The organism is Massilia sp. WG5 (assembly GCF_001412595.2).
GTDB lineage: Bacteria > Pseudomonadota > Gammaproteobacteria > Burkholderiales > Burkholderiaceae_D > Telluria.
In genome coordinates, this window is sequence record NZ_CP012640.2 from 4,933,397 (window position 1) to 4,956,010 (window position 22,614).

General features: G+C 62.2%; 23 protein-coding genes. 14 read left to right on the top strand and 9 right to left on the bottom strand.

The window, feature by feature from the left end; translation table 11 throughout:
- The first annotated feature begins 19 nt into the window (after positions 1-19).
- The 4 genes from AM586_RS22090 to AM586_RS22105 all read left to right on the top strand — a co-directional run bounded on the left by AM586_RS22090 (position 20) and on the right by AM586_RS22105 (position 3,859).
- Entirely contained in the window at positions 20-2,074 is a 2,055-nt protein-coding gene (locus tag AM586_RS22090; protein WP_047825671.1) for a M13 family metallopeptidase, read from the top strand.
- A 148-nt stretch (positions 2,075-2,222) separates the two neighbouring features.
- Positions 2,223-2,843 (top strand): bifunctional 2-polyprenyl-6-hydroxyphenol methylase/3-demethylubiquinol 3-O-methyltransferase UbiG, encoded by a 621-nt coding sequence (locus tag AM586_RS22095; RefSeq protein ID WP_047825708.1) that lies wholly within the window; start codon positions 2,223-2,225, stop codon positions 2,841-2,843.
- Positions 2,844-3,020: 177 nt separating this feature from the next.
- The gene (locus tag AM586_RS22100) at positions 3,021-3,200 is read left to right on the top strand and encodes a CsbD family protein (RefSeq protein WP_047825672.1); all 180 of its coding nucleotides are present in this window, start codon (positions 3,021-3,023) and stop codon (positions 3,198-3,200) included.
- A 110-nt stretch (positions 3,201-3,310) separates the two neighbouring features.
- Positions 3,311-3,859 (top strand): DUF2939 domain-containing protein, encoded by a 549-nt coding sequence (locus AM586_RS22105; protein ID WP_052234014.1) that lies wholly within the window; start codon positions 3,311-3,313, stop codon positions 3,857-3,859.
- A 21-nt stretch (positions 3,860-3,880) separates the two neighbouring features.
- Here the strand turns inward: AM586_RS22105 and AM586_RS22110 are convergent, their stop codons facing one another.
- Both AM586_RS22110 and AM586_RS22115 read right to left on the bottom strand, forming a co-directional pair.
- Positions 3,881-4,348: a hypothetical protein gene (locus AM586_RS22110; protein ID WP_047825673.1), complete on the bottom strand. Its 468-nt coding sequence runs from the start codon at positions 4,346-4,348 to the stop codon at positions 3,881-3,883.
- A 28-nt stretch (positions 4,349-4,376) separates the two neighbouring features.
- Positions 4,377-5,486: an AI-2E family transporter gene (locus AM586_RS22115; RefSeq protein ID WP_052234015.1), complete on the bottom strand. Its 1,110-nt coding sequence runs from the start codon at positions 5,484-5,486 to the stop codon at positions 4,377-4,379.
- Between the two features lie 123 nt (positions 5,487-5,609).
- Here AM586_RS22115 and AM586_RS22120 point away from each other — a divergent pair, with 123 nt between their 5' ends.
- Positions 5,610-5,789, top strand: a complete 180-nt coding sequence (locus AM586_RS22120) for a CsbD family protein (RefSeq protein ID WP_047825675.1) — start codon at positions 5,610-5,612, stop codon at positions 5,787-5,789.
- Positions 5,790-5,891: 102 nt separating this feature from the next.
- Here AM586_RS22120 and AM586_RS22125 read toward each other — a convergent pair whose 3' ends face one another.
- The gene (locus AM586_RS22125; protein WP_047825676.1) at positions 5,892-8,111 is read right to left on the bottom strand and encodes a S9 family peptidase; all 2,220 of its coding nucleotides are present in this window, start codon (positions 8,109-8,111) and stop codon (positions 5,892-5,894) included.
- A 180-nt stretch (positions 8,112-8,291) separates the two neighbouring features.
- Between AM586_RS22125 and AM586_RS22130 the strand changes: the two genes are divergently transcribed.
- The gene (locus AM586_RS22130) at positions 8,292-8,564 is read left to right on the top strand and encodes a hypothetical protein (RefSeq protein WP_047825677.1); all 273 of its coding nucleotides are present in this window, start codon (positions 8,292-8,294) and stop codon (positions 8,562-8,564) included.
- 7 nt (positions 8,565-8,571) lie between these two features.
- Entirely contained in the window at positions 8,572-9,246 is a 675-nt protein-coding gene (locus AM586_RS22135; RefSeq protein ID WP_047825678.1) for a hypothetical protein, read from the top strand.
- 1 nt (position 9,247) lies between these two features.
- On the opposite strand, the gene AM586_RS22140 is transcribed toward AM586_RS22135, so the two are convergent.
- Positions 9,248-10,657 (bottom strand): MATE family efflux transporter, encoded by a 1,410-nt coding sequence (locus tag AM586_RS22140; RefSeq protein ID WP_047825679.1) that lies wholly within the window; start codon positions 10,655-10,657, stop codon positions 9,248-9,250.
- A 68-nt stretch (positions 10,658-10,725) separates the two neighbouring features.
- A complete protein-coding gene (locus AM586_RS22145; RefSeq protein ID WP_307164661.1) occupies positions 10,726-11,634 on the bottom strand; it encodes a c-type cytochrome in 909 nt (302 codons plus the stop codon).
- A gap of 369 nt (positions 11,635-12,003) precedes the next feature.
- On the opposite strand from AM586_RS22145, the gene AM586_RS22150 reads away from it, so the two are divergent.
- The 6 genes from AM586_RS22150 to AM586_RS22175 all read left to right on the top strand — a co-directional run bounded on the left by AM586_RS22150 (position 12,004) and on the right by AM586_RS22175 (position 16,718).
- Positions 12,004-12,714, top strand: coding sequence for a PEP-CTERM sorting domain-containing protein (locus AM586_RS22150; protein WP_047825680.1), 711 nt, complete (start codon positions 12,004-12,006; stop codon positions 12,712-12,714).
- Between the two features lie 121 nt (positions 12,715-12,835).
- Positions 12,836-13,768, top strand: coding sequence for a DnaJ C-terminal domain-containing protein (locus AM586_RS22155; protein WP_047825681.1), 933 nt, complete (start codon positions 12,836-12,838; stop codon positions 13,766-13,768).
- A 3-nt stretch (positions 13,769-13,771) separates the two neighbouring features.
- Complete coding sequence (locus AM586_RS22160) at positions 13,772-14,083, top strand: chaperone modulator CbpM (protein WP_047825682.1); 312 nt, start codon at positions 13,772-13,774, stop codon at positions 14,081-14,083.
- Positions 14,084-14,121: 38 nt separating this feature from the next.
- A complete protein-coding gene (locus AM586_RS22165; RefSeq protein ID WP_047825683.1) occupies positions 14,122-15,423 on the top strand; it encodes an Nramp family divalent metal transporter in 1,302 nt (433 codons plus the stop codon).
- Between the two features lie 113 nt (positions 15,424-15,536).
- Entirely contained in the window at positions 15,537-16,106 is a 570-nt protein-coding gene (locus AM586_RS22170) for a type 1 glutamine amidotransferase domain-containing protein (RefSeq protein WP_047825684.1), read from the top strand.
- A gap of 18 nt (positions 16,107-16,124) precedes the next feature.
- Entirely contained in the window at positions 16,125-16,718 is a 594-nt protein-coding gene (locus AM586_RS22175; RefSeq protein ID WP_047825685.1) for a type 1 glutamine amidotransferase domain-containing protein, read from the top strand.
- Positions 16,719-16,797: 79 nt separating this feature from the next.
- Here the strand turns inward: AM586_RS22175 and AM586_RS22180 are convergent, their stop codons facing one another.
- Genes AM586_RS22180 through AM586_RS22190 form a run of 4 tightly spaced genes read right to left on the bottom strand, consistent with a single transcriptional unit; the run spans position 16,798 to position 18,862 of the window.
- Positions 16,798-17,850, bottom strand: coding sequence for a lysozyme inhibitor LprI family protein (locus tag AM586_RS22180; protein ID WP_109370506.1), 1,053 nt, complete (start codon positions 17,848-17,850; stop codon positions 16,798-16,800).
- Complete coding sequence (locus tag AM586_RS22185) at positions 17,847-18,161, bottom strand: lysozyme (protein WP_082439446.1); 315 nt, start codon at positions 18,159-18,161, stop codon at positions 17,847-17,849. The genes AM586_RS22180 and AM586_RS22185 overlap by 4 nt, the downstream gene beginning before the upstream one ends.
- 6 nt (positions 18,162-18,167) lie before the next feature.
- Positions 18,168-18,344 (bottom strand): hypothetical protein, encoded by a 177-nt coding sequence (locus AM586_RS28315; RefSeq protein WP_156328232.1) that lies wholly within the window; start codon positions 18,342-18,344, stop codon positions 18,168-18,170.
- A 23-nt stretch (positions 18,345-18,367) separates the two neighbouring features.
- On the bottom strand, positions 18,368-18,862 hold the full coding sequence (locus AM586_RS22190) for a type VI secretion system tube protein Hcp (protein WP_047825687.1): 495 nt from the start codon (positions 18,860-18,862) through the stop codon (positions 18,368-18,370).
- A gap of 403 nt (positions 18,863-19,265) precedes the next feature.
- On the opposite strand from AM586_RS22190, the gene AM586_RS22195 reads away from it, so the two are divergent.
- The gene (locus AM586_RS22195) at positions 19,266-21,308 is read left to right on the top strand and encodes a S9 family peptidase (RefSeq protein ID WP_047825688.1); all 2,043 of its coding nucleotides are present in this window, start codon (positions 19,266-19,268) and stop codon (positions 21,306-21,308) included.
- Positions 21,309-22,614 lie beyond the last annotated feature (1,306 nt).

Genomic DNA, 22,614 nt, shown 5'->3' on the forward strand with positions numbered 1-22,614 from the left:
CTCACCAAGAAGGGAAATCATGAAGACCAGCTGGACCCCAATAAAGACTGCGATCGTGCTCGCCCTGTGCGGCGCCACCCTCATGTCGATGCCGAGCCAGGCGCAGCAGGCGACCGCGCCGAAGGCAGAATCCCAGGCCGCGGCCAGCGCCGCCCTGCGCCCCGGCGACGATTTCTTCGCCTACGCCAACGGCGACTGGCTGTCGAAGACCGAGATCCCGGCCGACCGCAGCTCCTGGGGCGCAATGGGCGCGCTGGCGGAAGAGACCAACCAGCGCATCGTCAAGATGATCGAGGACCTGGCCGGCGAGAAGAACCTGAGCGTTGAAGCGCGCAAGGTGTCGGACTACTACCGTACCTACATGAACGAGGCCGCCATCGAAGGCAAGGGCGTCACCCCGATCAAGCCGATGCTGGCGAAGATCGACGCCATCAAGGACAAGGCCGGCCTCGTGCGCGCGCTGGGCGAATCGATCCGCGCCGACGTCGACCCGCTGAACAACACCAATTTCTTTACCGAGAACGTGTTCGGCCTGTGGGTCGCGCAGGGCCTGCACGACACCAGCCGCCACATGCCCTACCTCCTGCAGGGCGGCCTGGGCATGCCGGACCGCGCCTACTACCTGGACAGCAGCGAACGCATGGCCGGCCTGCGCACCAAGTACCAGCAGCACATCGCGACGATGCTGAAACTCGCCGGCTACAACGATGCCGAGGCGCGCGCCGCCAAGGTGTTCGCGCTCGAAGTCGACATCGCGAATACCCACGCTACCCGCGCCGACTCGGCCGACGTGCTGAAGGCCGACAATACCTGGACCGTGAAGGACTTCGCCAGCAAGGCCCCGGGCATGGACTGGAACGCCTTCTTCAAGGCCGCGCGCCTGGGCGACCAGCAGAAGTTCATTGTCTGGCATCCGTCGGCGGTGGTGGGCGAGGCGGCGCTGGTGCAGAAGACCGACCTGGCCACCTGGAAGGATTACCTGGCCTTCCACCGCATCAACCAGATGGCCAACGTGCTGCCGAAGGCCTTCGCCGACCAGCGCTTCGACTTCTACGGCAAGTCGCTGAGCGGCACCCCGCAGCAGTCGGTGCGCTGGAAGCGCGCGCTGGGCGCGACCAACGGGGCGATGGACGAGGCGGTCGGCAAGATCTACGTGGCCAAGTACTTCCCGGCCGAGAACAAGGCGCGCCTGCAGCAGATGGTCGGCAATATCGTGGACGCCTTCGGCAAGCGCGTCGACAAGCTGGACTGGATGGCGCCGGCCACCCGCGCCCAGGCCAAGGAAAAGCTGCGCACCCTGTACGTGGGCGTGGGCTATCCGGACAAGTGGAAGTCCTACGAGGGCCTGAAGGTCGTGCCTGATGATGCCTTCGGCAATGCCGTGCGCGCCGACGAGTTCCACACCGCCCAGCAGATCGCCAAGCTGCACCGCAAGCCGGACCGCACCGAATGGTCGATGCCGCCGCAGCTGGTCAACGCCGTCAACCTGCCGCTGCAGAACGCGCTGAACTTCCCGGCCGCGATCCTGCAGCCGCCGTTCTTCGATCCGAAGGCCTCGGACGCCACCAACTACGGCGCGATCGGCGCCATCATCGGCCACGAGATCAGCCACAGCTTCGACGACCAGGGCTCGCAGTTCGACGCCCAGGGCCGCCTGCGCGACTGGTGGACCAAGCAGGACATGGAGCACTTCAAGCAGGCGTCTGGCAAGCTGGTGGCGCAGTACAACGAGTACAAGCCTTTCCCGGATCTCGCCGTCAACGGCCAGCTGACCCTGTCGGAAAACCTGGCCGACCTGGCCGGCCTGGCCGCGTCCTACGATGCCTACAAGGCTGCCGGCGGCACCAAGGCGGGCGAGGAGGGCGACCGCCAGTTCTTCATGGGCTATGCGCACAGCTGGCGCAACAAGGCGCGCGAGGCGGCCGAACGCCGCGGCATCCTGACCGACGGCCACGCGCCGCCGCAGTACCGCACCGCCACCGTGCGCAACCTGGACGCCTGGTACAAGGCCTTCGATGTGCAGCCGGGCCAGAAGCTCTACCTGGCGCCGGAAGACCGTGTACGCGTGTGGTAAGGGCGTGGTAAAAGTTTGTAGAAGGTAAGGGACACCGGTGCTAAGGATGTCAGGCCTAGAATCAATGGCCTGGCATTACTTACCGCAGGTGCTCATGAAGCAGGAATATCTCGACATCAGGCGGCGCATCGTGCGCCGGCATCCGTATATGGGACAGGACTTCGAATTCCGCGAAATAGCGGAGCGTACGCTTCATCACTACGACGTTAACGCGCCGCGCTTCTTCGCCGGCACCATCGACCACGACGTCAGCCAGAACATCGCCGCGCTGCTGGAGGCGATCGAGGCCGAGCCGCCCTTCACCATCCTCGACCTCGGCTGCGGCCCCGGACGCGACCTGAAGACCTTCAGGAACATGGGCCACCGCGCCATCGGCCTGGACGGCAGCGCGAAATTCGTGGAAATGGCGGCCAGCTACAGCGGCTGCGAAGTGTGGCTGCAGAACTTCCTCGACCTCGAACTGCCGGACGGCCTGTTCGACGGTATCTACGCCAACGCCTCGCTGTTCCACGTGCCGCGCAGCCTGCTGCCCAAGGTGCTGGGCGAACTTCACGAGGCCCTCAAGCCGGGCGGCGTGCTGTTCAGTTCCAATCCGCGCGGCAACAACGAAGAGGGCTGGAATGGCCCGCGCTGGGGCAGCTTCCACGATTATCCGGCCTGGGAAGGCTTTCTGGTCGAGGCCGGTTTCATGCCGATCCGCCACTATTATCGCCCCGAGGGCCTGCCGCGCGAGCAACAGCCGTGGCTGGCCAGTGTTTGGCGAAAATGATTCCGCTACGTTAATCGGCGAACAGAGTGAGGCTCATAATCGGCCCAAGATGGAACTGTGCCGCTCGACAACCGAGTGGTATCGACGGGACCTCGACACCGCCACCAGTCTCGGCGGTCCACCGGATGGGATGCGCAGCGGGTCGAGGGTTCGTTAACCTATTGAAAGGAGGTGTCCATGAACGAGGACCAGATCAAAGGCAAGGCCAAAGACATTGGCGGCAAGATTCAAGAAGGTGTCGGCAAAGCCGTTGGCAGCAGCGAGCAACAAGCCAAAGGCCTGAACAAACAGGTTGAAGGCAAGGTGCAGGAAAAGGTCGGCGACGCGAAAGATATCGTCGGCAAGGGTAACCGCTGATCTGCATTGCCTAGGCGTTTATCCTCCAAAACAGCCGCCTCCGGGCGGCTGTTTTCTTTTGGCAGGCCAGGCGCTATATTGGTGTCGTTACTATGAAGAATGCTCGGTCAATGAACACATTACAAAAACGGATACTCGCCGCGGCGGCGCTTGTCGTCGCCGCAGGCGTCGCGGCCTATTGGTACTGGTCGCCGTATCTGGTCGTGCGCGAACTGCGCGATGCCGCGATGGCGGCCGACGCCGGGCGCTTCAACGCCCATGTCGATTTCCCGAAACTGCGCGAAAGCCTGAAAGGGCAATTCTCGGCGCGCATCGACAAGGGCGTCGGCGCCGAGGGCGCGGTGAATGCCTTCGGCGGCATGCTGGCGCATGTGCTGGTGGACAAGATGATCGATGTCGCGGTGCGTCCCGAAACCATCATGTTCGCCATGCGGGAAGGAAGGTTCAAGATCGAACGCAGCGGCGAGCAGGACGGCGAAGAGCGCCAGGAAGCGACGCATGAGAAGACCGTCTGGCGTACCGAGCGCAAGGGCGTCGACACCGTGCTCTTCCACGTCCAGGACGCGGACAGCGGCGCCGGCAAGGACAGGATGGCGCTAGTGATGCAGCGCCAGGGCTTCGCCAACTGGAAGCTCACCGATATCCGGCTGCCCGACTGAAGAGCGCCTGGCGCGCCTGTATCATTCCTGCTGCGTCGACAGCGCCACGATCGCCGCGCCCGCGGCGACGATCAGCGCATCTTCGATCAGTCCGCTGCGGGTCTGGCCGATCCGCGCCATGGCCTGCTTGCGGGCCGCCAGCGTCAGGTAGGCCAGCGGCACGGCGGTGGCGACCGCCACCGCTGCACCGGTCTTTTCCTGTCCGCGCGGCGCCAGCGCGGCGCCGGCGATCCCGGCGCTCATCACGCGCGCCAGCAGCCCCAGGAAGACGGTGCGGTCGGGCGCGCTCTTCATCTTGTCCCCGAACAGTTCTCCGGCCCCCATGGCGAGCGCGCCGTATTTGAACACCGGGCGATCCAGCAGGAAGAGCTCGCCCGGCGTATGGCGGTCCGCGAGGCGCGCCGTCGCGATGGTGGCCATGGGCGTCATCGATCGTGCGCTGGCGACGGCGCCGATCAGGGCGGAAGGGAGGAAGCTGCGAATATTCATTGGTCTGGTCCTTATCGAGATTGTCCTGCTAGCCGCTTGGCGCCGCGCCCTCTTTCTCCGTGGGACGGTCGCCGAGAATATCTTGCACGTACAGCATCTTCACCAGCAGGATCAGGCTCGCCGTCAGCGGCGTCGCCAGTGCGATGCCGGCGAAGCCGAAGATGGTGCCGAAGACGAGCTGCATCACGATGATCAGGGCCGGCGGCAGCGATACCGCCCAGGAATCGATCATCGGCTGCATGACGTAGCCGTGCACCATCTGGATGCCGAGGAAGAGCAGGATCGTGTACAGGCCGAGTTGCGGATCGACCGAGAAGGCGACCAGCACCGCCGGCACGCCTGCCATGATGGGGCCGAGGTAGGGAATGAAGTCGAGCAGGCCGGCGATGATGCCGAGGATCAGCGCCAGCGGCACGCCGAGCAGGCTCAGCCCGATCGAGGTCGCGACGCCGGCGATCAGCATCGAGCACGAGGTGCCGAGCAGCCAGCGCGCCAGCGTGCTGCCGATCTCGTGCAGCACCTGGCCGGCGCGTTCGCGCTTGCGCGGCGGCACCAGCGTGATGAAGCCGTCGATATAGCGGCGCGGCGACATCGCGAAATAGATGCCGACGAACAGGATGATGGCGACGTTGCCGATCGCACCGAGCACGCCGCCGAAGAACAGGCCGGCGTCCGGCACCATCCTGCCGAGGTAGTGCAAGAGTTGCTTGGGCTGCGGCAATTCGCTGGCGAGGCGCCTGAGCAGGGGATGCTGCGCCACCATCTGCTGCAGGCGCTGCAGCGAGGCCGGGATCTCCTTCGCCAGCTGGCTCGACTGTTCGGATATCTGCGGCGCCATCGCCCAGCCGCCCAGCCCGATCACGAGCAGCAGCACGACGACGACAATGGCCAGGCCCAGCTTGCGGTTGATGTGGAAGCGGCGGCACAGGATGGCGCTCAGCTCATACAGCAGGATGGAAAACAGTATGCAGGCGAACACCAGCAGCAGGGCATTGGCCGCATAGTAAATGCCGGCAAGCAGGGCAAGGAACAGGGCGGCGATCCCGTCGACCAGGGCGAAGCGGCGCATCAGGCGACGATGTGCGGGCGTCGGCGGGGCGGCGTCAACGGGCGGCGGGGCGGACTCTTTTTCGGTCATGGCAATGCTAGCCTAGCCGTGTCGCGTTCGGACCGGCGCGCGGCTGAGCTATGTGCGTGCGCGAACGGAGCCCCTAGTCAAGCTTTCTTATCATTGAGTCACAGTCAACGAAAGGAGAGCACCATGAACTCGAATCAAGTCGAAGGCAAACTGCAAGACATCGGTGGCAAGATCCAGGAAGAAGCTGGCAAGCTGGTCGGCAGCAATGAGCAGCAGGTCAAGGGCCTGAAGAACCAGGTCGAAGGCAAGACCCAGGAAAAGCTGGGCGATGCACAGCAAAAGCTGAACGACGCGACCGAATAAGTAGGGTGGGCACAAGCTGCCCACGCGAATGTTCACCAAACAAAAACAGCCGCTTTCGAGCGGCTGTTTTTGTTGAAGGTGGGCACGGAGTGCCCACCTACCTTACTTGGCGCTGGCCCCGCCGAGGTTCTTCTTGAAGAAGGCCTCGATCATCCCGTACACGTGGCGCTGGCCCGCGCGCGAGGAGATGCCGTGCTTGGCGCCCGGGTAGGTCATCAGTTCGAAGCGCACGTTGCGGTTCACCAGGGCGTCGATCAGGCGGGTCGAGTTGGTGAACAGGACGTTGTCGTCGGCCATGCCGTGCACCAGCAGCAGCGGCGACTTCAGGCCGTCCAGGTGGGCGAACACGCCGCTCTGCTGGTAGCCTTCCGGATTCTGCTTCGGACCGCCGCCCAGGAACTGCTCGGTGTAGTGGGTGTCGTACAGCGACCAGTCGGTCACCGGCGCCACCGACACGCCCATCGCGATCTTGTCCGAGCCAGCTTCCAGCAGGCGCAGGGTCATGTAGCCGCCGTAGCTCCAGCCGAACACGCCGACGCGCTTCGGATCGATGAACTTCTGCTTGGCCAGCCAGTCGATGCCGGTCAGCTGGTCTTCGACTTCGTGCTTGCCGAGTTCGCCGTAGATGACGTCAGTAAAGGCGCGCTCGCGGCGCGAGGAGCCGCGGTTATCCAGCGTGAACACGACGAAGCCCTGCTGCGCCATGTACTGCTTGAACAGGTTGCCCCAGCCGCGGGTGACCTGCTGCGAATGCGGGCCGCCGTACACGAACAGGAAGACCGGATAGCGCTTGGCCGGATTGAAATTGGCCGGCTTGATCATCGAATACGCCATCGTCTGGCCGTCGTGGGCCTTGATGCTGCCGAATTCGGTCGGCAGGTGGCTGCTGACGTACTTGGCGTACGGATGATCCTTGTTCAGCTCGTTATGCTCGAGCCACTCGACCATCGAACCGTCGGCATTGCGGATCGACACTTGCGGCGGGGTCTTCGGATCGGAGAACGTGTCGACGAAGATCTTGCCGTTCTTGGCGAAGGTGTCGTTGTGCCAGCCATCGGTCTTGGTGATGCGCACCGGCGTGTCGGCATTGCTGCCGTCCAGGTTCAGCGCGTAAGTCTGCTTGTCGATCACCGCATCCTTGTTCGAAGCGATGTAAACCTTGCCTGCGTCTTCGTCGACGGCCAGGATCTCGTCGACGCCCCATTCGCCCTTCGAGATCGGGTGCAACTCCTTGCCGTTCATGTCGAACAGGTAGAGGTGGTTGCGGCCGCTGCGCTCGGAGGCCCAGATGAAGGCCGGGCGGTTCTTCAGGAAGGTCAGGTCGTCGTGGATGCTGACCCAGGTCTTCGAGGTTTCGGTCAGCAGGGTGCGCTGCGCCAGGCTGGCGGCGTCGACGGCGACCAGGTCGAGGCGCTTCTGGTCGCGCGACTGGCGCTGGTAGACCAGGGTCTTGCCGTCCGCGGCCCAGTCGGCGCGGACCAGGTAGATGTCCTTGTCGGCGCCGAGGTCGACCTTCTTCTGCGCGCCCGAGGCCGGATCGACGATCATCAGGTCGACCAGCACGTTCGGGTCGCCGGCGGCCGGATAGCGCTGGTCGATGACTTCGGTACGGTCGGCGAAGATCTCGAAGCGGCGCGCGACCGGCACCGGGGCTTCGTCGTAGCGTTTGTAGGCGATCGCGGAATCGTCCGGCGCCCAGTAGTAACCGGTGCGCTGGCCCATTTCTTCCTGGGCGACGAATTCGGCTTCGCCGTTGTGGATGGTGCCCTTGCCGTCCGTGGTCAGCTGGCGCTCCTTGCCGGTCGACAGGTCGATGACAACCAGGTTCTGGTCGCGCACGAAGGAGACGTAGCGGCCCTTCGGCGAGATCTTCGGATCGCCGACGTTGCCCGAGGCGACCTTGCGCGCATTGTCCGGATTGGCGACGTCGACCAGGTACAGGTCGCCGGCGATCGGCACCAGGATCTGCTTGCCGCTGGGCGCCCAGCTGTAGCTGATGATGCCGGACAGGCTGGCGGTACGCGCACGTTCGCGGCGTGCCTTTTCTTCCAGCGACAGGTTCTCGGTGGGAACGAGCTTCTTGGAGTCGACCAGGCGGTGCGTGGTCTTGTCCTTCATATTGTATTCCCACAGGTCCAGCTGGAACTGGTTGTCGGCGCGGCCGCGCAGGAAGGTCACGCGTTCGCCATCGGGCGACACACGCACGTTGCGGACGCCAGGACCGGACAACGCCGGGTCGGCGTAGATGCGGTCCAGGGTCAGGCGTTCCGCGGATGCGGGAACGGCCGACAGGGCGGCCAGGAGGCAGAGAAGAAGGCGCATGGATTGTCTCGCGGGTAAAAATTAATTTTATGCAACGGCGAGACGATACCAGAGTCGGGGGTGAAAAGCTGTAATTACTGCTTGAATCCTCAAGAGAATTGGAGAGATTTGGGCGCATATTCCCACAGTAGAATCATCGGACTTGCCATCGGGAACTGGCATCCACTGCGAAGGAGTGATATGAGCAACGCATCGGGATTAAAGAACGAAATTGAAGCGGCGATCGAGGACTGGGAGGAAGAAGCCGACGCCGCTTTGGGAAGGACGACCCTCACCAAGGAACAGGAAATCGAACAGGCAGAGGAGATCTGGCGTAGTCACCGTCAGGACATCGAGGATTATCTCCGCCGCATCAGCCGCGAAACGGCGGACGTAAACGACGACCTGAGCCAGGAAGAAAAGGACGAAATCCTCGCCAAGGTGAAAGATCTACTCGAGCGCTATCGCCACTGAGCAAAGCATGAATTCACCGCACATTCCTATCGAATGGCTGTATATCGGCGCAGCCGGCGAACATTATGTGATGTCCGAATGCTTTCGCCACAATATGGAAGCGTTCAAGCTGCCGATCGACCGCGGCTTCGACCTCGTCGTTACCCATGCCTATCGGCACATGCGCGCGCAATCGACGCAGGCATCGGCCGAGGCAAGCCCTTCCGTCGATATGCCATTCTATATGCAGGTCAAGAGTCGCCAGGTCGTGCTGACGACGCCGGAAAAAGGCGATGCAAGGCCGGCCTGGGAGGGTACGTTCATCATCAAGACAACCGACCTCGAGCTGATCTGCAGAACGCCGAATGCGATGCTGGTGTGCGTACTGTTTATCGAAAATCGCGGCGAAATGCTTTTAAGCCGTACGGCCCTGGCGTGGTGGATGTCGAGTGCCTACGTAGAGACCCTGAAGAGGAAAAAGCATTTTATTCCGTCGAACGACGGTAATTGTGTCGAACTGCCGGTGCGGTATGTGGAACCGGCAGCCAATACCTCGTATAACCAGAACCCGTATGTCACCTTGCGCAGGCAGAACTACTCTACGGACGCGAAGGTCGGTGATCTGGCGAATGGCACCCTGCTCGACAAGGGATTTTTTGACTTGAGACTACTGGGCACGCCGCAGAGCTACGCGCCCTCGTAGCTCAACGCGGCGTCACCGCCTCGCGCACCCGCAGCTTCGCCAGCCTGTTGAGCGACCACGCCAGCAGCACCGCCGCCACGGTCAGCCCTAGCACCAGGCCGATCCAGAAACCGGTGGCCTGCATCGGCGCGCCCGGGGACCACGGGAACCAGCCGGGCGCCAGGCCCAGGATCCAGCCGACCGGCAAGGCCACGCCCCAGAAGGCGATCATCTGGATCACCATCGGCGAGCGCGTGACCTTGTAGCCGCGGATCGCCGAGGCGGCCGCGACCTGGGTCGAGTCGGACAGCTGGAACACCGCCGCGAACAGCAGCAGCATCGCGCAGGTCGCCTGCACCGCGGCGTCCGAGGTGTACATGGCCGCGACCTGCCAGCGGAACAGGGCGATGAAGGCGGCCGACAGCAGGCCGAAGGACATGCACAGGCCGGTGCCGGTCCAGGCCACGAAGCGCGCCCGCACGGGATTGCCTTCGCCGATCGCCTGGCCGACGCGGGTGAGGGTGCCGATCCCGAAGCTGAGCGGCACCATGAACACCAGCGAGATGAAATTCAGCGCGATCTGGTGCGCCGACACCTGCACCACGCCGAAGCGCGCCACCAGCAGGCTGACGACGCCGAAGGCGCTGACCTCGGCGAAATGGGTCACGCCGATCGGCAGGCCGAGGCGCAGCATGCTGCCGATCTCGCTCCAGTTCGGACCTTCCCAGCGCGTGAACGGGTAGGTCGCGCGGTAGGCGGCGGAAACCCTGATCCAGCCGACCATCGCCGCCAGCATCAGCCAGACGCCGCTGGCGGTCGAGACCGCGCAGCCCAGCGCGCCGAGCTTCGGAAAGCCGAACTGCCCGAACACCAGGATCCAGTTGAGCGCCACGTTGTAGGCCAGGCCGCAGATGGCGATGATCATGATCGGCTTGGTCTGGTTGATGCTGGTCGTGTAGCCGTACAGCGCGCGGTAGCAGCCGAAGGCCGGCATGCCCAGGCTGATGATGTGCAGGAAGGTCTTGGCGCGGTCGGCCACCGCCTGTTCCAGGCCGATGTGGTCGAACAGCAGCGCGCAGGCGTTCGCCGCCAGGCAGCCGGCCACGCCGACGATCAGGCCCATCCACAGCGATTCGCGCACCGAATGCGAGATCCTGTCGAAGCGCCCGGCGCCCATTTCGTGGGCGACCACCGAGTTCACCGCCATCATGATGCCCATCACGGTGACGAGGATGATCGACCAGACCGAGGTGCCGAGCGAGACCGCGGCCAGCTCGGCGGCGCTGACGTGGCCCGTCATCGCCACGTCGGCCACGCCCATGCCGACGGTCGCCAGCTGGCCCACCAGCATCGGCCACGACAGGCGCCAGAGGGTGGCGATCTCGGTGCGGATGGGGGTAGGGGAATGCGTGGCGGTAATAATGGACGTCATGACTCGGTGTGCGAACGAAACCGATCATTCTACTGTAGGGTGGGCTCTCCGAGCCCACCAGGCGCGTGTCAGTGCCGTCCCGCCTCGCGCGGCGGCACCGTCTTCAGGTAGGCGTACAGGGCCAGCACATCGGTATCGTTCATCTGCTTGAGCGAACCGAAGGGCATGACCGGGCTGATCGCCTTGCCGTCCGGGCGGTGACCACTGCGCAGCATGGCCATGAACAGTTCCGGGGTCGGGTAGCGGACCATGGCGCTGCCCTTGCCGGGCGTCAGGTTGGCGGCCGCGGGCCAGGACGAAGGCGTGCCGGGAATCCGTCCGCCGCTGAGGGCCGCGCCATGGCAGCCGACGCAGGCGTTCGCGACATAGGCGCCGTAAGCGGGCGTGACGGCGGCCGCGACCGGGCGCAGCGGCGCCTGCGCATGGTCGATCTTCTCGGATGCATCCTGGATCACGCCGAAGGCATACAGGGCTTTCACCTGGGCCGGCACGTCGATCACGGCCTTGTTGCCGGGCACGGGACGCATCTGCTGGAGGAAGGCGACCAGGGCCGCCATGTCTTCGTCGCTCAGGCGGCTGTAGTCCTCGCTGGGCATCATCATGACCGGGTTGCCGTTCGGCTTGACGCCGTGGCGCACGGTGCGCACCCAGTCGATGATCTGGTAGGCGGCCGTGGTGCCGTTCGGACCGGTGGTGATGTTGGGTGCGACCACGTACATGCTGCCGTCCCGGACGACGGTCTTGCCGGCGCCGTCGCCGCCATGGCATTCGGCGCAGCCGCGCGTGTTGTACAGGTAGCGTCCGTGTTCAATGCGCGTGGGATCGGGCGCCACATCCAGCGCCCGCACCTGCAGCACGACATTGCGCGCCATCTTGCGCTCGCCGAGCGCCTTGCCGACCACGGTCGCCGCCACGCCCAGCAGGGCGAGCGTCACCAAGCCGATACTGGTCCGTTTGACCCATTTGCTCATGCTCATGTGCCTTGACTCCCCGGTAAATACTCCTTGCATTGCCAATTTAGCACTGCTCAGCAGTATTGCCTAGCTGGTCGAACGACGGGGACCATGCGCTACCCATTCCGGGCAAGACGAAGCGGGGCGGGATGTGCGGGATCAGCAGTCGTACGCAGCGTGCCGGAACGCTGCGGCGATTGTGGCCTGTGCTTGTTAAAGATCCTGCGTGAATTTTCTCCGGTAACAATATTCACCGATTGTAACTATCGGTGTCGAAATAATTTACACGTGAAGTAGGGTTCGACAATACATCCCCATGTAATCAGTAACTTGCATTCAGGCATGTTTATTGCTTTACTGAAATGACAACATCGACTGAAAGGCTCACCCTACATGAAATTGAAACAGATTGTCTCGGCAACGCTTCTGGCAAGCGCTGCATTCGCGGGAGCTGCGCAGGCCTCGCCCACCTGGACGCTGACTGCCGAGGGCCGCATCGCGGAGGGACTGGATTACGCGGGGTATTTTGGCCAGGCCGGGCAGACCCTGAATGGCATTGCATATAAACAGACCATTACGGTCAGCGTCGACCCATCCGAATATGGCAGCGTCAGCAGCAGCGAATGGCAGACCACCCTGAGCGGAAGTTTTCCCGGATTCACGGAATCGGTAACGATCAATGGCAAGACGCTCAGCTATTCGATTACGCAAGCGATTAATGCCCAGGAGGTCATCGCCAACGCCGCGTCGGCGCATGGCGATTATTATGGCGATCAAATCTACAGCTTTCAATACGGTAACGACGACCAGAACAACCAGGTAACGGGCGTCATCCAGGCCTTTACTTATTATCGCCAGTGGGCTTTCGTACCGACGACCGACTTCGGGCAGAAGATCGTCGCCAATGGATCGATCGTGAATACGTATTCTTCGATGAATGTCGTTGCTGACGGGCACGCCGGTCTCTATTTCTATGCCTATCCCACCCTGGTCACGGTCAACGCCGACGACGCCTCCTCGAACGTCCCCGAGCCTGCCTCCATTGCGCTGTTCGGTGCAGGCTTGCTGGGCCTGGCCGCGCTGCGCCGCCGTAAAACGTGCTGAGCCAGCGCGTTTGTAGTAAAAAGGACCGGCAGCGATGCCGGTCTTTTTTTCGTGATTGAAAAGCAAGCGTTCGCCGCCACATGATGGGTAATTGAACATCACACCCTCGGGAGCTACGCTCGTGGAATACAAGGACTATTACCAAACCCTCGGTGTCGAACGGAGCGCGTCCGCCGGCGACATCAAGAAGGCTTACCGCAAGCTGGTCCGGCAATACCACCCGGACGTCAGCAAGCACAAGGACGCGACCGAGAAGACCAAGGAACTCAACGAGGCCTACGAGGTGCTGGGCGACGCCGAAAAACGCGCCGCCTACGATGCGCTCGGCCAGGCGCCGCGCCAGGGCCAGGGCTTCCAGCCGCCGCCCGACTGGGGCCGCCAGTACGGGCAGCACGACTTCGGCGATGGCCAGAGCGCGGAAGACATCTTCGCCGACCTGTTCGCCCACATGGGGCGGGGACGGCGTGGTGGCATGGGCGCCGGCGCCGGCGGGGGCATGGGCGGCGGCTTCCAGATGCGCGGCGAGGACATCCACGCCGCCATCGCGATCGACCTGCGCGACGCCTACCAAGGCGCTACGCGTACCATCAGCCTGCGCGCCGGCCAGCAGGAAAAGACCCTGAGCGTGAACATTCCGAAGGGCGTGACGCCGGGCCAGCAACTGCGCCTGACCGGCCAGGGCCATCCGGGCATGGGCGGCGCCGGACCGGGCGACCTGTATCTGGAAATCCAGTTCAACCAGGATCCGCGCTACCGCGTCGAAGGCAGCAGCGTGTACCAGAACGTGCCGGTGGCGCCGTGGGAAGCCGCGCTCGGCGCCAGCATCTCGGTGCCGACGCCGTCCGGCACGGTCGAGGTGGCGGTGCCGCCGGGTTCGCAGAGTGGGCGCAAGCTGCGTCTGAGGGGCAGGGGCATCCCGGCCTCGCAGCCTGGCGACCTGTACCTGATTTTGGACGTGGTGCTGCCGCCGGCCACCAGCGACCGTGCGCGCGAACTCTATGAGCAGATGGCGCGCGACCTTGCATTCAATCCACGCGAACGCATAGGAGCCTGAGCGATGCATGAGATGACGAGCCTGAGTGGGGTGCTGCTGGACGAAGCCGCCCTGACCCTCGAGGAACTGGCGCGCGCCTGCAATGTCGAACCGGACTGGGTCGTGCGGCGGGTGCAAGCGGGCATCCTCGGCGGCCAGCCCGCGGTGCAGATCACGGAATGGCGCTTCCGCAGCGGCGACCTGCTGCGCGCGCGCCGCCTGCTGCGCGTCGAACGCGATTTCGACGCCAACGAAGACGTGGCCGCGCTGGTGGTCGACCTCGGCGACGAGGTGCGCCGCCTGCGTGCCCGGCTGCACGTCCTGGGACTGGACTGAAGGAACTCTGGCCGGCGCGGCCGCTCATCAAAGAGCCCATGCTCAAACGCACAGACACCGCCACGGTCCCGCTCTTTCCCGACAACGCGCCCTTGTGGAAGAAGGTCCTGCGCTTTTCGGGGCCGGGCTTGCTGGTGTCGGTCGGCTACATGGACCCGGGCAACTGGGCGACCGCCATCCAGGGCGGCTCGCAGTTCGGCTATGGCCTGCTGTTCGTGGTGGTGCTGTCGAGCCTGGCCGCGATCGTGCTGCAATGCCTGAGCATGCGCCTGGGTATCGTCACCGGCAAGGACCTCGCCGTGCATTGCCGGGAACAATATTCCCCCGCCACCTCCAGGGCAATGTGGCTGTTCGCAGAACTGTCGATCGTCGCCTGCGACCTGGCCGAGGTGCTGGGCTGCGCGCTGGCCTTCAACCTGCTGCTCGGGGTGCCGCTGCCGGCCGGCGTCGCCCTGACGGCGCTCGATACCGTCATCGTCCTGTCGCTGAGAGGCAGGGGCTTTCGCCAGCTGGAGGCGATCGTGCTCGGGCTGATCGCCACGATTGCCGTCTGCCTGTTCTGGGAACTGGTGCTGGTCAAGCCGGACTGGCAAGCGGTGGCGGCAGGCGTCCTGCCTTCGCTGCATACGCTGGCCGAGCGCGATGCGCTGTACCTCGCTGTCGGCATCCTCGGCGCCACCGTGATGCCGCATAACCTGTACCTGCATTCCTCGGTCGTGCAGAGCAGCGTGCCGCAGCGCGATTTGCGCGAGGATCCGGAGAGGATGGCGGAAGCGATCGGTCTGTCGCGCATCGACACCATCGTCTCGCTGATGCTGGCCCTGTTCATCAACGGCGCCATCCTGGTGCTGGCCGCGGCCGCGTTCTACAGGCCGGGCGGCGGTGACGTGATGGAAATCGAGCAGGCCTACAAGCTGCTGGCGCCGGTTGCCGGCACGGCCCTGGCCGCCATCCTGTTCGGCCTGGCGCTGCTGGCCGCGGGCCAGAGCTCGACCTTTACTGGCACCATCGCCGGCCAGGTCATCCTCGAAGGTTTCCTCGAGCTCAGGATCCCGCAATGGCAGCGCCGCCTGATCACGCGTGCGCTGGCGCTCGGCCCGGCCATGGTCGGCGTGCTGACCCTGGGTGAGCATGCGATCGGCAGGATGCTGGTGGCCAGCCAGGTCGTGCTGAGCCTGCAACTGCCTTTTGCGATGTACCCGCTGATCCGCCTTACCGGCCGGCCGGACCTGATGGAACGATTCGCGAATCGCTGGTGGACTTCGTTGTTGTCCTGGTTCCTGTTTGCCGTGATCTCCGGCGCGAACCTGTGGATGGTATGGCAGGCCGTGTCTGGCTGAGGCCTCGGCTGGAGCCAGACATGCCGGCGGGCACGCGCGCGCCGCACCGTGGCGGGCAAAACTACAATCGTCCTCCTACAGCGATCGCTTTCTATCGATACCAAGGAGCTTACATGCAACAGAATTCCCAGCAACAAGGGGGCCGTGCCCTGCAGGGCAAACGCGTCGCCATCCTGATGACGGACGGTGTGGAGCAGGTCGAATACACCGGCCCGCGCAGCTTCCTCGAGGAGCAGGGCGCCCAGGTGACCCTGGTGTCGCCGAAGCCGAGCGGCGAGGAGATCCAGGGCTTCAATCACATGGACCTGGGCGACAAGTTCAAGGTCGAGATGAACGTGGTTGACGCGCGTCCGGGCGATTTCGACGCGCTGGTGCTGCCGGGCGGCGTCGCCAATCCCGACCAGCTGCGCCTGTCGACGGAAGCGATCAGCTTCATTCGCGAATTCGGCCGCGAGAACAAGCCGATTGCCGCCATCTGCCATGGTCCCTGGACCCTGATCGACGCCGACCTCGTCACCGGTAAGCGCATGACCAGCTGGCCGACGCTGCAGATCGACCTCCAGAACGCCGGCGCCGAGTGGACCGACGAGCAGGTGGTCGTCGACGGCAAACTCGTCACCAGCCGCAAGCCGGACGATATCCCCGCCTTCAACCAGGCCATCCTGAGCGAACTGGTGCATTGAAGCCGTACTGGAGGTCATATGGAACAAGTTGAGCAAGCCGGCAGGCCGCTGCAGGGCAAGCGCGTCGCCATGCTGATGACGGATGGCGTGGAGCAGATCGAATACACCAGCCCGCGCGCTTTCCTGGAAGAGCGCGGCGCGACCGTGGTGCTGCTGTCGCCGAAGAATGCCGGCGAAGAAGTGCAGGGTTTCAATCACCTGCAGCCGGGCGACAAATTCAGGGTCGAGATGAACGTGCGCGACGCCAACCCGACCGATTTCGATGCCCTGGTGCTGCCGGGCGGCGTGGCCAATCCGGACAATCTGCGCATGAGCCGCGAAGCGATCGACTTCATCCGCGGCTTCGACGTCGAGGACAAGCCGGTCGGCGCGATCTGCCACGGTCCCTGGACCCTGATCGACGCCGGCATCGCCACCGCCAAGCACCTGACCAGCTGGCCGAGCCTGAAGCGCGATCTGACCAATGCCGGGGCCGAGTGGACCGATGACGAGGTGGTGGTCGATGCGCGCCTGGTTACCAGTCGCAAGCCGGATGATTTACCGGCGTTTAACGATGCGCTGGCGAAGGAGTTGATGATGACGGCGGGGGAGGATCCGGGGCCGACGTCGTAGGGGAAGGCTAGGAGAGGCCAGGCTGCGGCCTGGTCTTTGGCTTCACATCGATATTCCGAGATCATGGCGTCTCGGAGATTTATTCCCTGTACGAAAGCAGCTCTTTTAGCATTCCAATGCGTTTTTTCGTAAAGTATGCCTTCCAAGCATACGCGGGAACAGAGGGATATTTCGTCGAGCCGAATCTCACCCAATCGTCTCGGTAAGCCAGCCAGGCTTGCTGGGTTCTTTGAATATCCTTCATTTTTACCGTATCGAACTCCGGATCTTTCGTCTGCTTCAGTTGCAGGTACACCCGGTTCAACTCGCGGTCCAGCTTTGTATAACCATCATTCGAAAACGCCGGAAGGTTTCCAGCTTCAAAATCCTGAAGTGACTTGAGTAAGTCTTCTTTCTGTGTTTCAGCTTCTTCCAGAACCTCGGCACTGCGCGCGGTTCCGCTTAGATCAACTTCCAATTCACTCCGCGCCGTAATGAAGGCTTCTGCTTGCTTTTTCAGCTTTTGAAAAGCGGCTCGTTCCTTAATATTCCAGTTTGACGTTAGTGATGCGAACTGCTGTGCACGCGTCTGATCGGCAAGGCCAGACTGTATCTTGGCGCAATAGCCTTGCATAAAACCGCTGGTGATGTCATCGCAGATATCGATTTTTGGGTTAGCCCCTTCCTTGCCGGATTCCATATTGGCCAGGTGCTGCATGCGGCCAACGGTTTCCATCACGGCAGCGTCGGTGTCGCAAGCAGCTTTCTTCGCAATCTTGTAATTCCGAGCGATACCTTGCCCGTTCGCGTACAACATCATCAAAACGCCATAGTTTGGAGATTTTTCCTGGCTTTGAGTGCTGTATGCACAATAACGGGCCTTTACGTAGTCTATTTTGGTCTCGATACCGTAATAGAAACGCTCCGCCTCGCAATTCTTGAGCCCCTTTTCTTGCGCGACGCTTGGCTTGTCCGACGCAGGAAAGTTAAATTTATCGAACCTACTGCATTGACCTTGAATTGCTGGGTCCCGGTTTATTACAGCATTTTTCTGATCGGCCAGATTGGGGTTTTCGTTTGCCTGGGCCGTCGCTAGAAAGCAGGACAGTGCGAACACCATGGAGCGCGAAAGGCATTTTGAAAAAAAACTCATTGTACTGCGCTCCTGAGTGGCTCGTTCGTCACGTTCCTGAACGGCGCACTTTCATCAGCCCTGCGCGCGAACAAGCCGTCAGCCTGTCCTTTTTTCGTCTGGCCGGATGCTGTGGTACGGCTCGAAATCTCCGCCGCCGCAGCTGAGAGATTTCCACTGTTGATTAGCTCGAAAGCTTTGTGAGCGCCACGTGGCCCGCGATTAAAGGTATAGCTGACCAGTGCGTCGAACTGCTCCTGAGTCAGCGGAACCTTCACATTTCTGTTTACCGCGTTCTCGGCAGTGTGAACGTCCGCATCGAAGTTGCGCATGATTTCTTACTCGGTCACTTTCCGAGCTGATTCTTCAGGCGTGCATGGCTTACTATGCACCTTGTGGCCATAGCCCATCGTACAGTTACCTTTTCCTTTTCCGAGATCGTCGTAATAGCGCACCATCTTTTTCTCGCGATTCATCAAGCGTAGCTTGCCGATGCTGCTCAAATACATGGGCATGATGTTCTCCTTTTCTGCGCTGATCAGACTGCGATTTTGTTCGATGCAAGATCCCAACCACCCATGGTATTGCCTGCCGCACCGCCGCCGATCTTTTGTTGGGTGTAAGTGCATTTAATCTTGGAATATTTCAGGCCGACGCTCTCGGCCAGAAGGTGGCCAGATTGGATCACGGCAGCTACATGGCCGATCAGAACGTTTTCAAGTTGTACGTCGAAGTACTTCACCCGTGTGCCTTGCCCATCTGCGCGGAAAAATTCGATTTTCACCTTACGAATAGTTTTGCCCATTGAGCAAGTCTGCATCAGGATCGGGGACGATAGGTCGGCATGCTTGAGAAAAGTAAGTTCCTCGAATTCGGCCCTCTCGGCAGTATGACCACCAGCTGACGAGGCCGTGGCACTCTTTGGCTGGACGACGCCCCAGTCCAGATGAAGAGCCTCGATCCACCCCGTGTGTTTGTCGTCGCTGGAGTCGCCTTTGATACCTTCGATTTGCACATATACGTCGATGGTCATAACTCGATTCTCCAATGATTGATTGAAGGAACTGCGAGAAGGAAGGGCTACTCAGTGGATGGCTTGGTCAGCACCTTTGCCAGCGTCACCGCGACGTTGAGTGCTACGGTATGCGATCCAAGCTCGCGGTACGATTCGCTTCTGCATGAAATGTGCTTGGGAAAATAAGGATGGGGCAACTTGCCATTGTTACGCGCTTGGGGGCGCTGCAAAATGGCATGGGTCAAGTCAACAAGTGTGTTTGGGTCAATAAAACGAGCAGAATGCGACTTGGTTTCGCAGTGTCATTTCTGCTGGCGGAGGAAAGCCGACGCCTCAAGAAGTTGTATGTATCAAATTTGACTATATTTCAAAACTGAAAGTAGTTACGATGGGCTTACTTCAACCACTCATGAGGTAAGCCATGCGCCGTTCCGCCTTCGCAGCACTGACCATCCTGAGCCTCTCCCACGCCGCCTTCGCGCAAACTGCGCCGGCGCCATCCACCGAAACGCCGCTGATCGAGCGCGCCAAACTGTTCGGCAATCCGAGCAAGATGGCGGGCAATGTCAGCCCGGACGGCAAGTGGCTGTCCTGGATCGCACCGCGTGACGGCGTGCTGAACGTCTGGGTGGCGCCGATCGACAGGCCGGGCAATGCGAAACCGCTCACAGCTGAAAAGACGCGTCCGATCCGCGCGGCCTTCTGGGCGCCCGATTCGAAATCGCTGCTGTTTATCAACGACAAGGGCGGCGACGAGAACTTCCTGCTGTACGGCGTCGACATTGCCAGCGGCAAGCAGACTTTGCTGACGCCGTTCGAGAAGACGCGCGTCAAGATCATCAACATCAGCCGGCATGTGAAGGACCGCATCCTGGTGGGCATCAATAACCGCGATCCGCGCTGGCACGACGTCTACAGCCTCGACCTGGCGAGCGGCAAGCTGAGCCTCGTGTACAAGAACGAGGACGACTATGCCGACTTTGTCTCGGACGAGCAGTTGAACCTGCGCGCAGGCGCCAAGTCGCGCCCCGACGGCGGTTCCGACTACTACCGCATGGTTGATGGCAAGGTCGAGGACAAGCCTTTCGTGCAGGTCGGCCTGGACGATTCGCTGACGACGTCGCCGCTGGGCTTCACCACCGACGGCAAGACCCTGTACTGGAACGACTCGCGCGGGCGCGACACGGCCGCGCTGGTGGCCCAGGATTTCGCGACCGGCGCGACCAAGGTCGTGGCCCAGGATCCGCGCGCCGACATCGCGTCCGGCCTGTTCGACGTGCGCACCGGCCGCATCCAGGCCTACGAAGTGGAGTACCTGAAGCACGAATACGTCCCGCTCGACGCCTCGATCGCGGCCGACCTGAAGCACCTGAAGCAGTCGCTCAAGGGCGACTTCCAGGTGCGCGCGCGCAGCGACCAGGACGACAAGTGGATCGTCGAGGACGATCCGGTATCAAGTCCGGTCTCGGACTGGCTGTACGACCGCAAGACCAAGAAGCTGACCCGGCTGTTCGTCGGCCGGCCCGAACTCGAAAGCGCGCCGCTGGTGCCGATGTTCGCCGAGGAGATCAGGTCGCGCGATGGCCTGAACCTGGTCTCTTACCTGTCGCTGCCGAAGAGCGCCGACCCGAAGGGCAGGGGCAAGCCGTCGCAGCCGGTGCCGATGGTGCTGTTCGTGCACGGCGGCCCGTGGGGGCGTGACAGCTTCGGTTCCAACCGCACGCACCAATGGCTGGCCAACCGCGGCTATGCGGTGCTGTCGGTGAACTACCGCGGCTCGACCGGCTTCGGCAAGAACTTCATCTCGAAGGGCGACCTGCAGTGGGGCCGCAAGATGCACGACGACCTGCTCGACGCGGTCGACTGGGCGGTCAAGAACGGCATCACCACGCGCGACAAGGTCGCCATCATGGGCGGCTCCTACGGCGGCTATGCGACGCTGGCCGGCATGACCTTCACACCCTCGACCTTCGCCTGCGGCGTGGACATCGTCGGCCCCTCGAACCTGTTCACGCTGCTGCAGACCATCCCGCCGTACTGGGAGGCGATGAAGCAGCAGTTCTACAAGCGCATGGGCGACCCGACCACCGAGGAGGGCCGCGCGCTGCTGAAGGAGCGTTCGCCGCTCAACTTCGCCGACAAGATCAGCAAGCCGCTGCTGATCGGCCAGGGCGCGAACGACCCGCGCGTGAACGTGCGCGAGTCCGACCAGATCGTCGCGGCGATGGACGCCAAGCACATTCCCGTGACCTACGTCGTGTTCCCGGACGAGGGCCACGGCTTCGCGCGGCCGGTCAACAACATCGCCTTCAATGCGGTCGCCGAGAACTTCCTGGCGCCCTGCCTGGGCGGGCGCGCGGAGCCGATCGGGGATGCGCTGCAGCCTTCGACGGCCCAGGTCAAGCAGGGCGCGGAATATGTGCCCGGGCTGAAGGAGGCGGTGGCAACAGTCAGCATGAAGTGATTGGGGAGGTAAGGCACAGTCGCTGCGCGACTGCTTGGTCGGGCGAATCGGGAGGCCTTGCGCTTGCAAGCGCAAGGCCGCTCGCGGGCTTGCCGCGGTGCGGCTCGAAATCCCCGCTCGCCCCGCGTCCGTGCCGGACGCGGATTCGATGCCCATCTGCTCGGGCAAGCATTCAAAACAAAAGCCCCACTGGCTTGCGCCAGCAGGGCTTTTGTTTTGAATACTGGTGGAGGCGAAAGGCAAAAAATCGCTATGCGATTTTCCTTAGTCAGGCGAATCGGAGAGCCCTTGCGCTTGCAAGCGCAAGGTCGCTACGCCGGCTCGCCGCAGTGCGGCCGCTCGCCACATGTGGCTCGCCCCCGGCTCCGCCCCGCGTCCGTGCCGGACGCGGATTCGATCCTGTCTGCTCATGCAAGTATTCAAAAACAAAGCCCCACCGGCTTGCGCCGGCAGGGCTTTATTTTTGAATACTGGTGGAGGCGGCGGGAATCGAACTCTTATCTCAGGATTTCCACTCTGATTATGCTGTGAGTGAGTGAGTTAGAGAATGAAACGCCAACATGCACACACGTGCGCCTTTATTCGTTACGCGTACATGAGGGATGCGGAGATAACACTGACGAAATTTCGTTGTCACAATAGTTATCGCCAGTTGCAAGTGGCAGTTGAAGTTGGCACATATCGCTATCCAGCCTACTCATGCGCTTGACTGCCTGTTGCTCTAACCAGTTCTCCACTTCATTCGCGCGCCATCTCAGCATCTTGCTCCCAGCGAAATGCATCTTCGGCGGAAGTTCGCATGGGGCGACACGTAACTTCTTCCTAATCGTCTCCGGCCGCTGCCCCAAGATTTCCCCAAGCTCATCAATATCGAGATATTTTGTCATCAAACTACTCCATGAGAGCCACCGGACATCCCGAAAGCATTGTGGAGCGCCGGTGAGCTACTGGTGTAGAGATGACAGTTATTCGTAGCGTCACTGCTCACATGGCGGCAGTGCCAGGTGCTTCAACAGGGCCTCTGTCTACCAACGAGGAGGTTGTTTAGCTGCACAGCCCTGACCTTTGGGGACGTCAAAAAAGCTGAAGAAACATATAAATTCGCTCGCTAGACAGGTTTCTGGCCAACCTCGGAGCACAGAATGCGGAATTTGACAGACCTCCCACTCGTCTCATGTCAAATCGAATTTTTAGACGGGCATGCCGACATTGCATCGTTCCTAGCTGGTGCGGTGCGTGCTAGCTGGAAGTACGAGGAGATGTTTGCTGCCGTCTTGAAAGCAATTGAGGAAAGTTATCAGTTCGA

Bases quoted from the DNA above. Each gene is read 5' to 3' on its own strand.
- AM586_RS22090 (WP_047825671.1), top strand. From the start codon at position 20: ATGAAGACCAGCTGGACCCCAATAAAGACTGCGATCGTGCTCGCCCTG.
- AM586_RS22095 (WP_047825708.1), top strand. From the start codon at position 2,223: ATGGGACAGGACTTCGAATTCCGCGAAATAGCGGAGCGTACGCTTCAT.
- AM586_RS22100 (WP_047825672.1), top strand. From the start codon at position 3,021: ATGAACGAGGACCAGATCAAAGGCAAGGCCAAAGACATTGGCGGCAAG.
- AM586_RS22105 (WP_052234014.1), top strand. From the start codon at position 3,311: ATGAACACATTACAAAAACGGATACTCGCCGCGGCGGCGCTTGTCGTC.
- AM586_RS22110 (WP_047825673.1), bottom strand. From the start codon at position 4,348: ATGAATATTCGCAGCTTCCTCCCTTCCGCCCTGATCGGCGCCGTCGCC.
- AM586_RS22115 (WP_052234015.1), bottom strand. From the start codon at position 5,486: ATGACCGAAAAAGAGTCCGCCCCGCCGCCCGTTGACGCCGCCCCGCCG.
- AM586_RS22120 (WP_047825675.1), top strand. From the start codon at position 5,610: ATGAACTCGAATCAAGTCGAAGGCAAACTGCAAGACATCGGTGGCAAG.
- AM586_RS22125 (WP_047825676.1), bottom strand. From the start codon at position 8,111: ATGCGCCTTCTTCTCTGCCTCCTGGCCGCCCTGTCGGCCGTTCCCGCA.
- AM586_RS22130 (WP_047825677.1), top strand. From the start codon at position 8,292: ATGAGCAACGCATCGGGATTAAAGAACGAAATTGAAGCGGCGATCGAG.
- AM586_RS22135 (WP_047825678.1), top strand. From the start codon at position 8,572: ATGAATTCACCGCACATTCCTATCGAATGGCTGTATATCGGCGCAGCC.
- AM586_RS22140 (WP_047825679.1), bottom strand. From the start codon at position 10,657: ATGACGTCCATTATTACCGCCACGCATTCCCCTACCCCCATCCGCACC.
- AM586_RS22145 (WP_307164661.1), bottom strand. From the start codon at position 11,634: ATGAGCATGAGCAAATGGGTCAAACGGACCAGTATCGGCTTGGTGACG.
- AM586_RS22150 (WP_047825680.1), top strand. From the start codon at position 12,004: ATGAAATTGAAACAGATTGTCTCGGCAACGCTTCTGGCAAGCGCTGCA.
- AM586_RS22160 (WP_047825682.1), top strand. From the start codon at position 13,772: ATGCATGAGATGACGAGCCTGAGTGGGGTGCTGCTGGACGAAGCCGCC.
- AM586_RS22165 (WP_047825683.1), top strand. From the start codon at position 14,122: ATGCTCAAACGCACAGACACCGCCACGGTCCCGCTCTTTCCCGACAAC.
- AM586_RS22170 (WP_047825684.1), top strand. From the start codon at position 15,537: ATGCAACAGAATTCCCAGCAACAAGGGGGCCGTGCCCTGCAGGGCAAA.
- AM586_RS22175 (WP_047825685.1), top strand. From the start codon at position 16,125: ATGGAACAAGTTGAGCAAGCCGGCAGGCCGCTGCAGGGCAAGCGCGTC.
- AM586_RS22180 (WP_109370506.1), bottom strand. From the start codon at position 17,850: ATGAGTTTTTTTTCAAAATGCCTTTCGCGCTCCATGGTGTTCGCACTG.
- AM586_RS22185 (WP_082439446.1), bottom strand. From the start codon at position 18,161: ATGCGCAACTTCGATGCGGACGTTCACACTGCCGAGAACGCGGTAAAC.
- AM586_RS28315 (WP_156328232.1), bottom strand. From the start codon at position 18,344: ATGCCCATGTATTTGAGCAGCATCGGCAAGCTACGCTTGATGAATCGC.
- AM586_RS22190 (WP_047825687.1), bottom strand. From the start codon at position 18,862: ATGACCATCGACGTATATGTGCAAATCGAAGGTATCAAAGGCGACTCC.
- AM586_RS22195 (WP_047825688.1), top strand. From the start codon at position 19,266: ATGCGCCGTTCCGCCTTCGCAGCACTGACCATCCTGAGCCTCTCCCAC.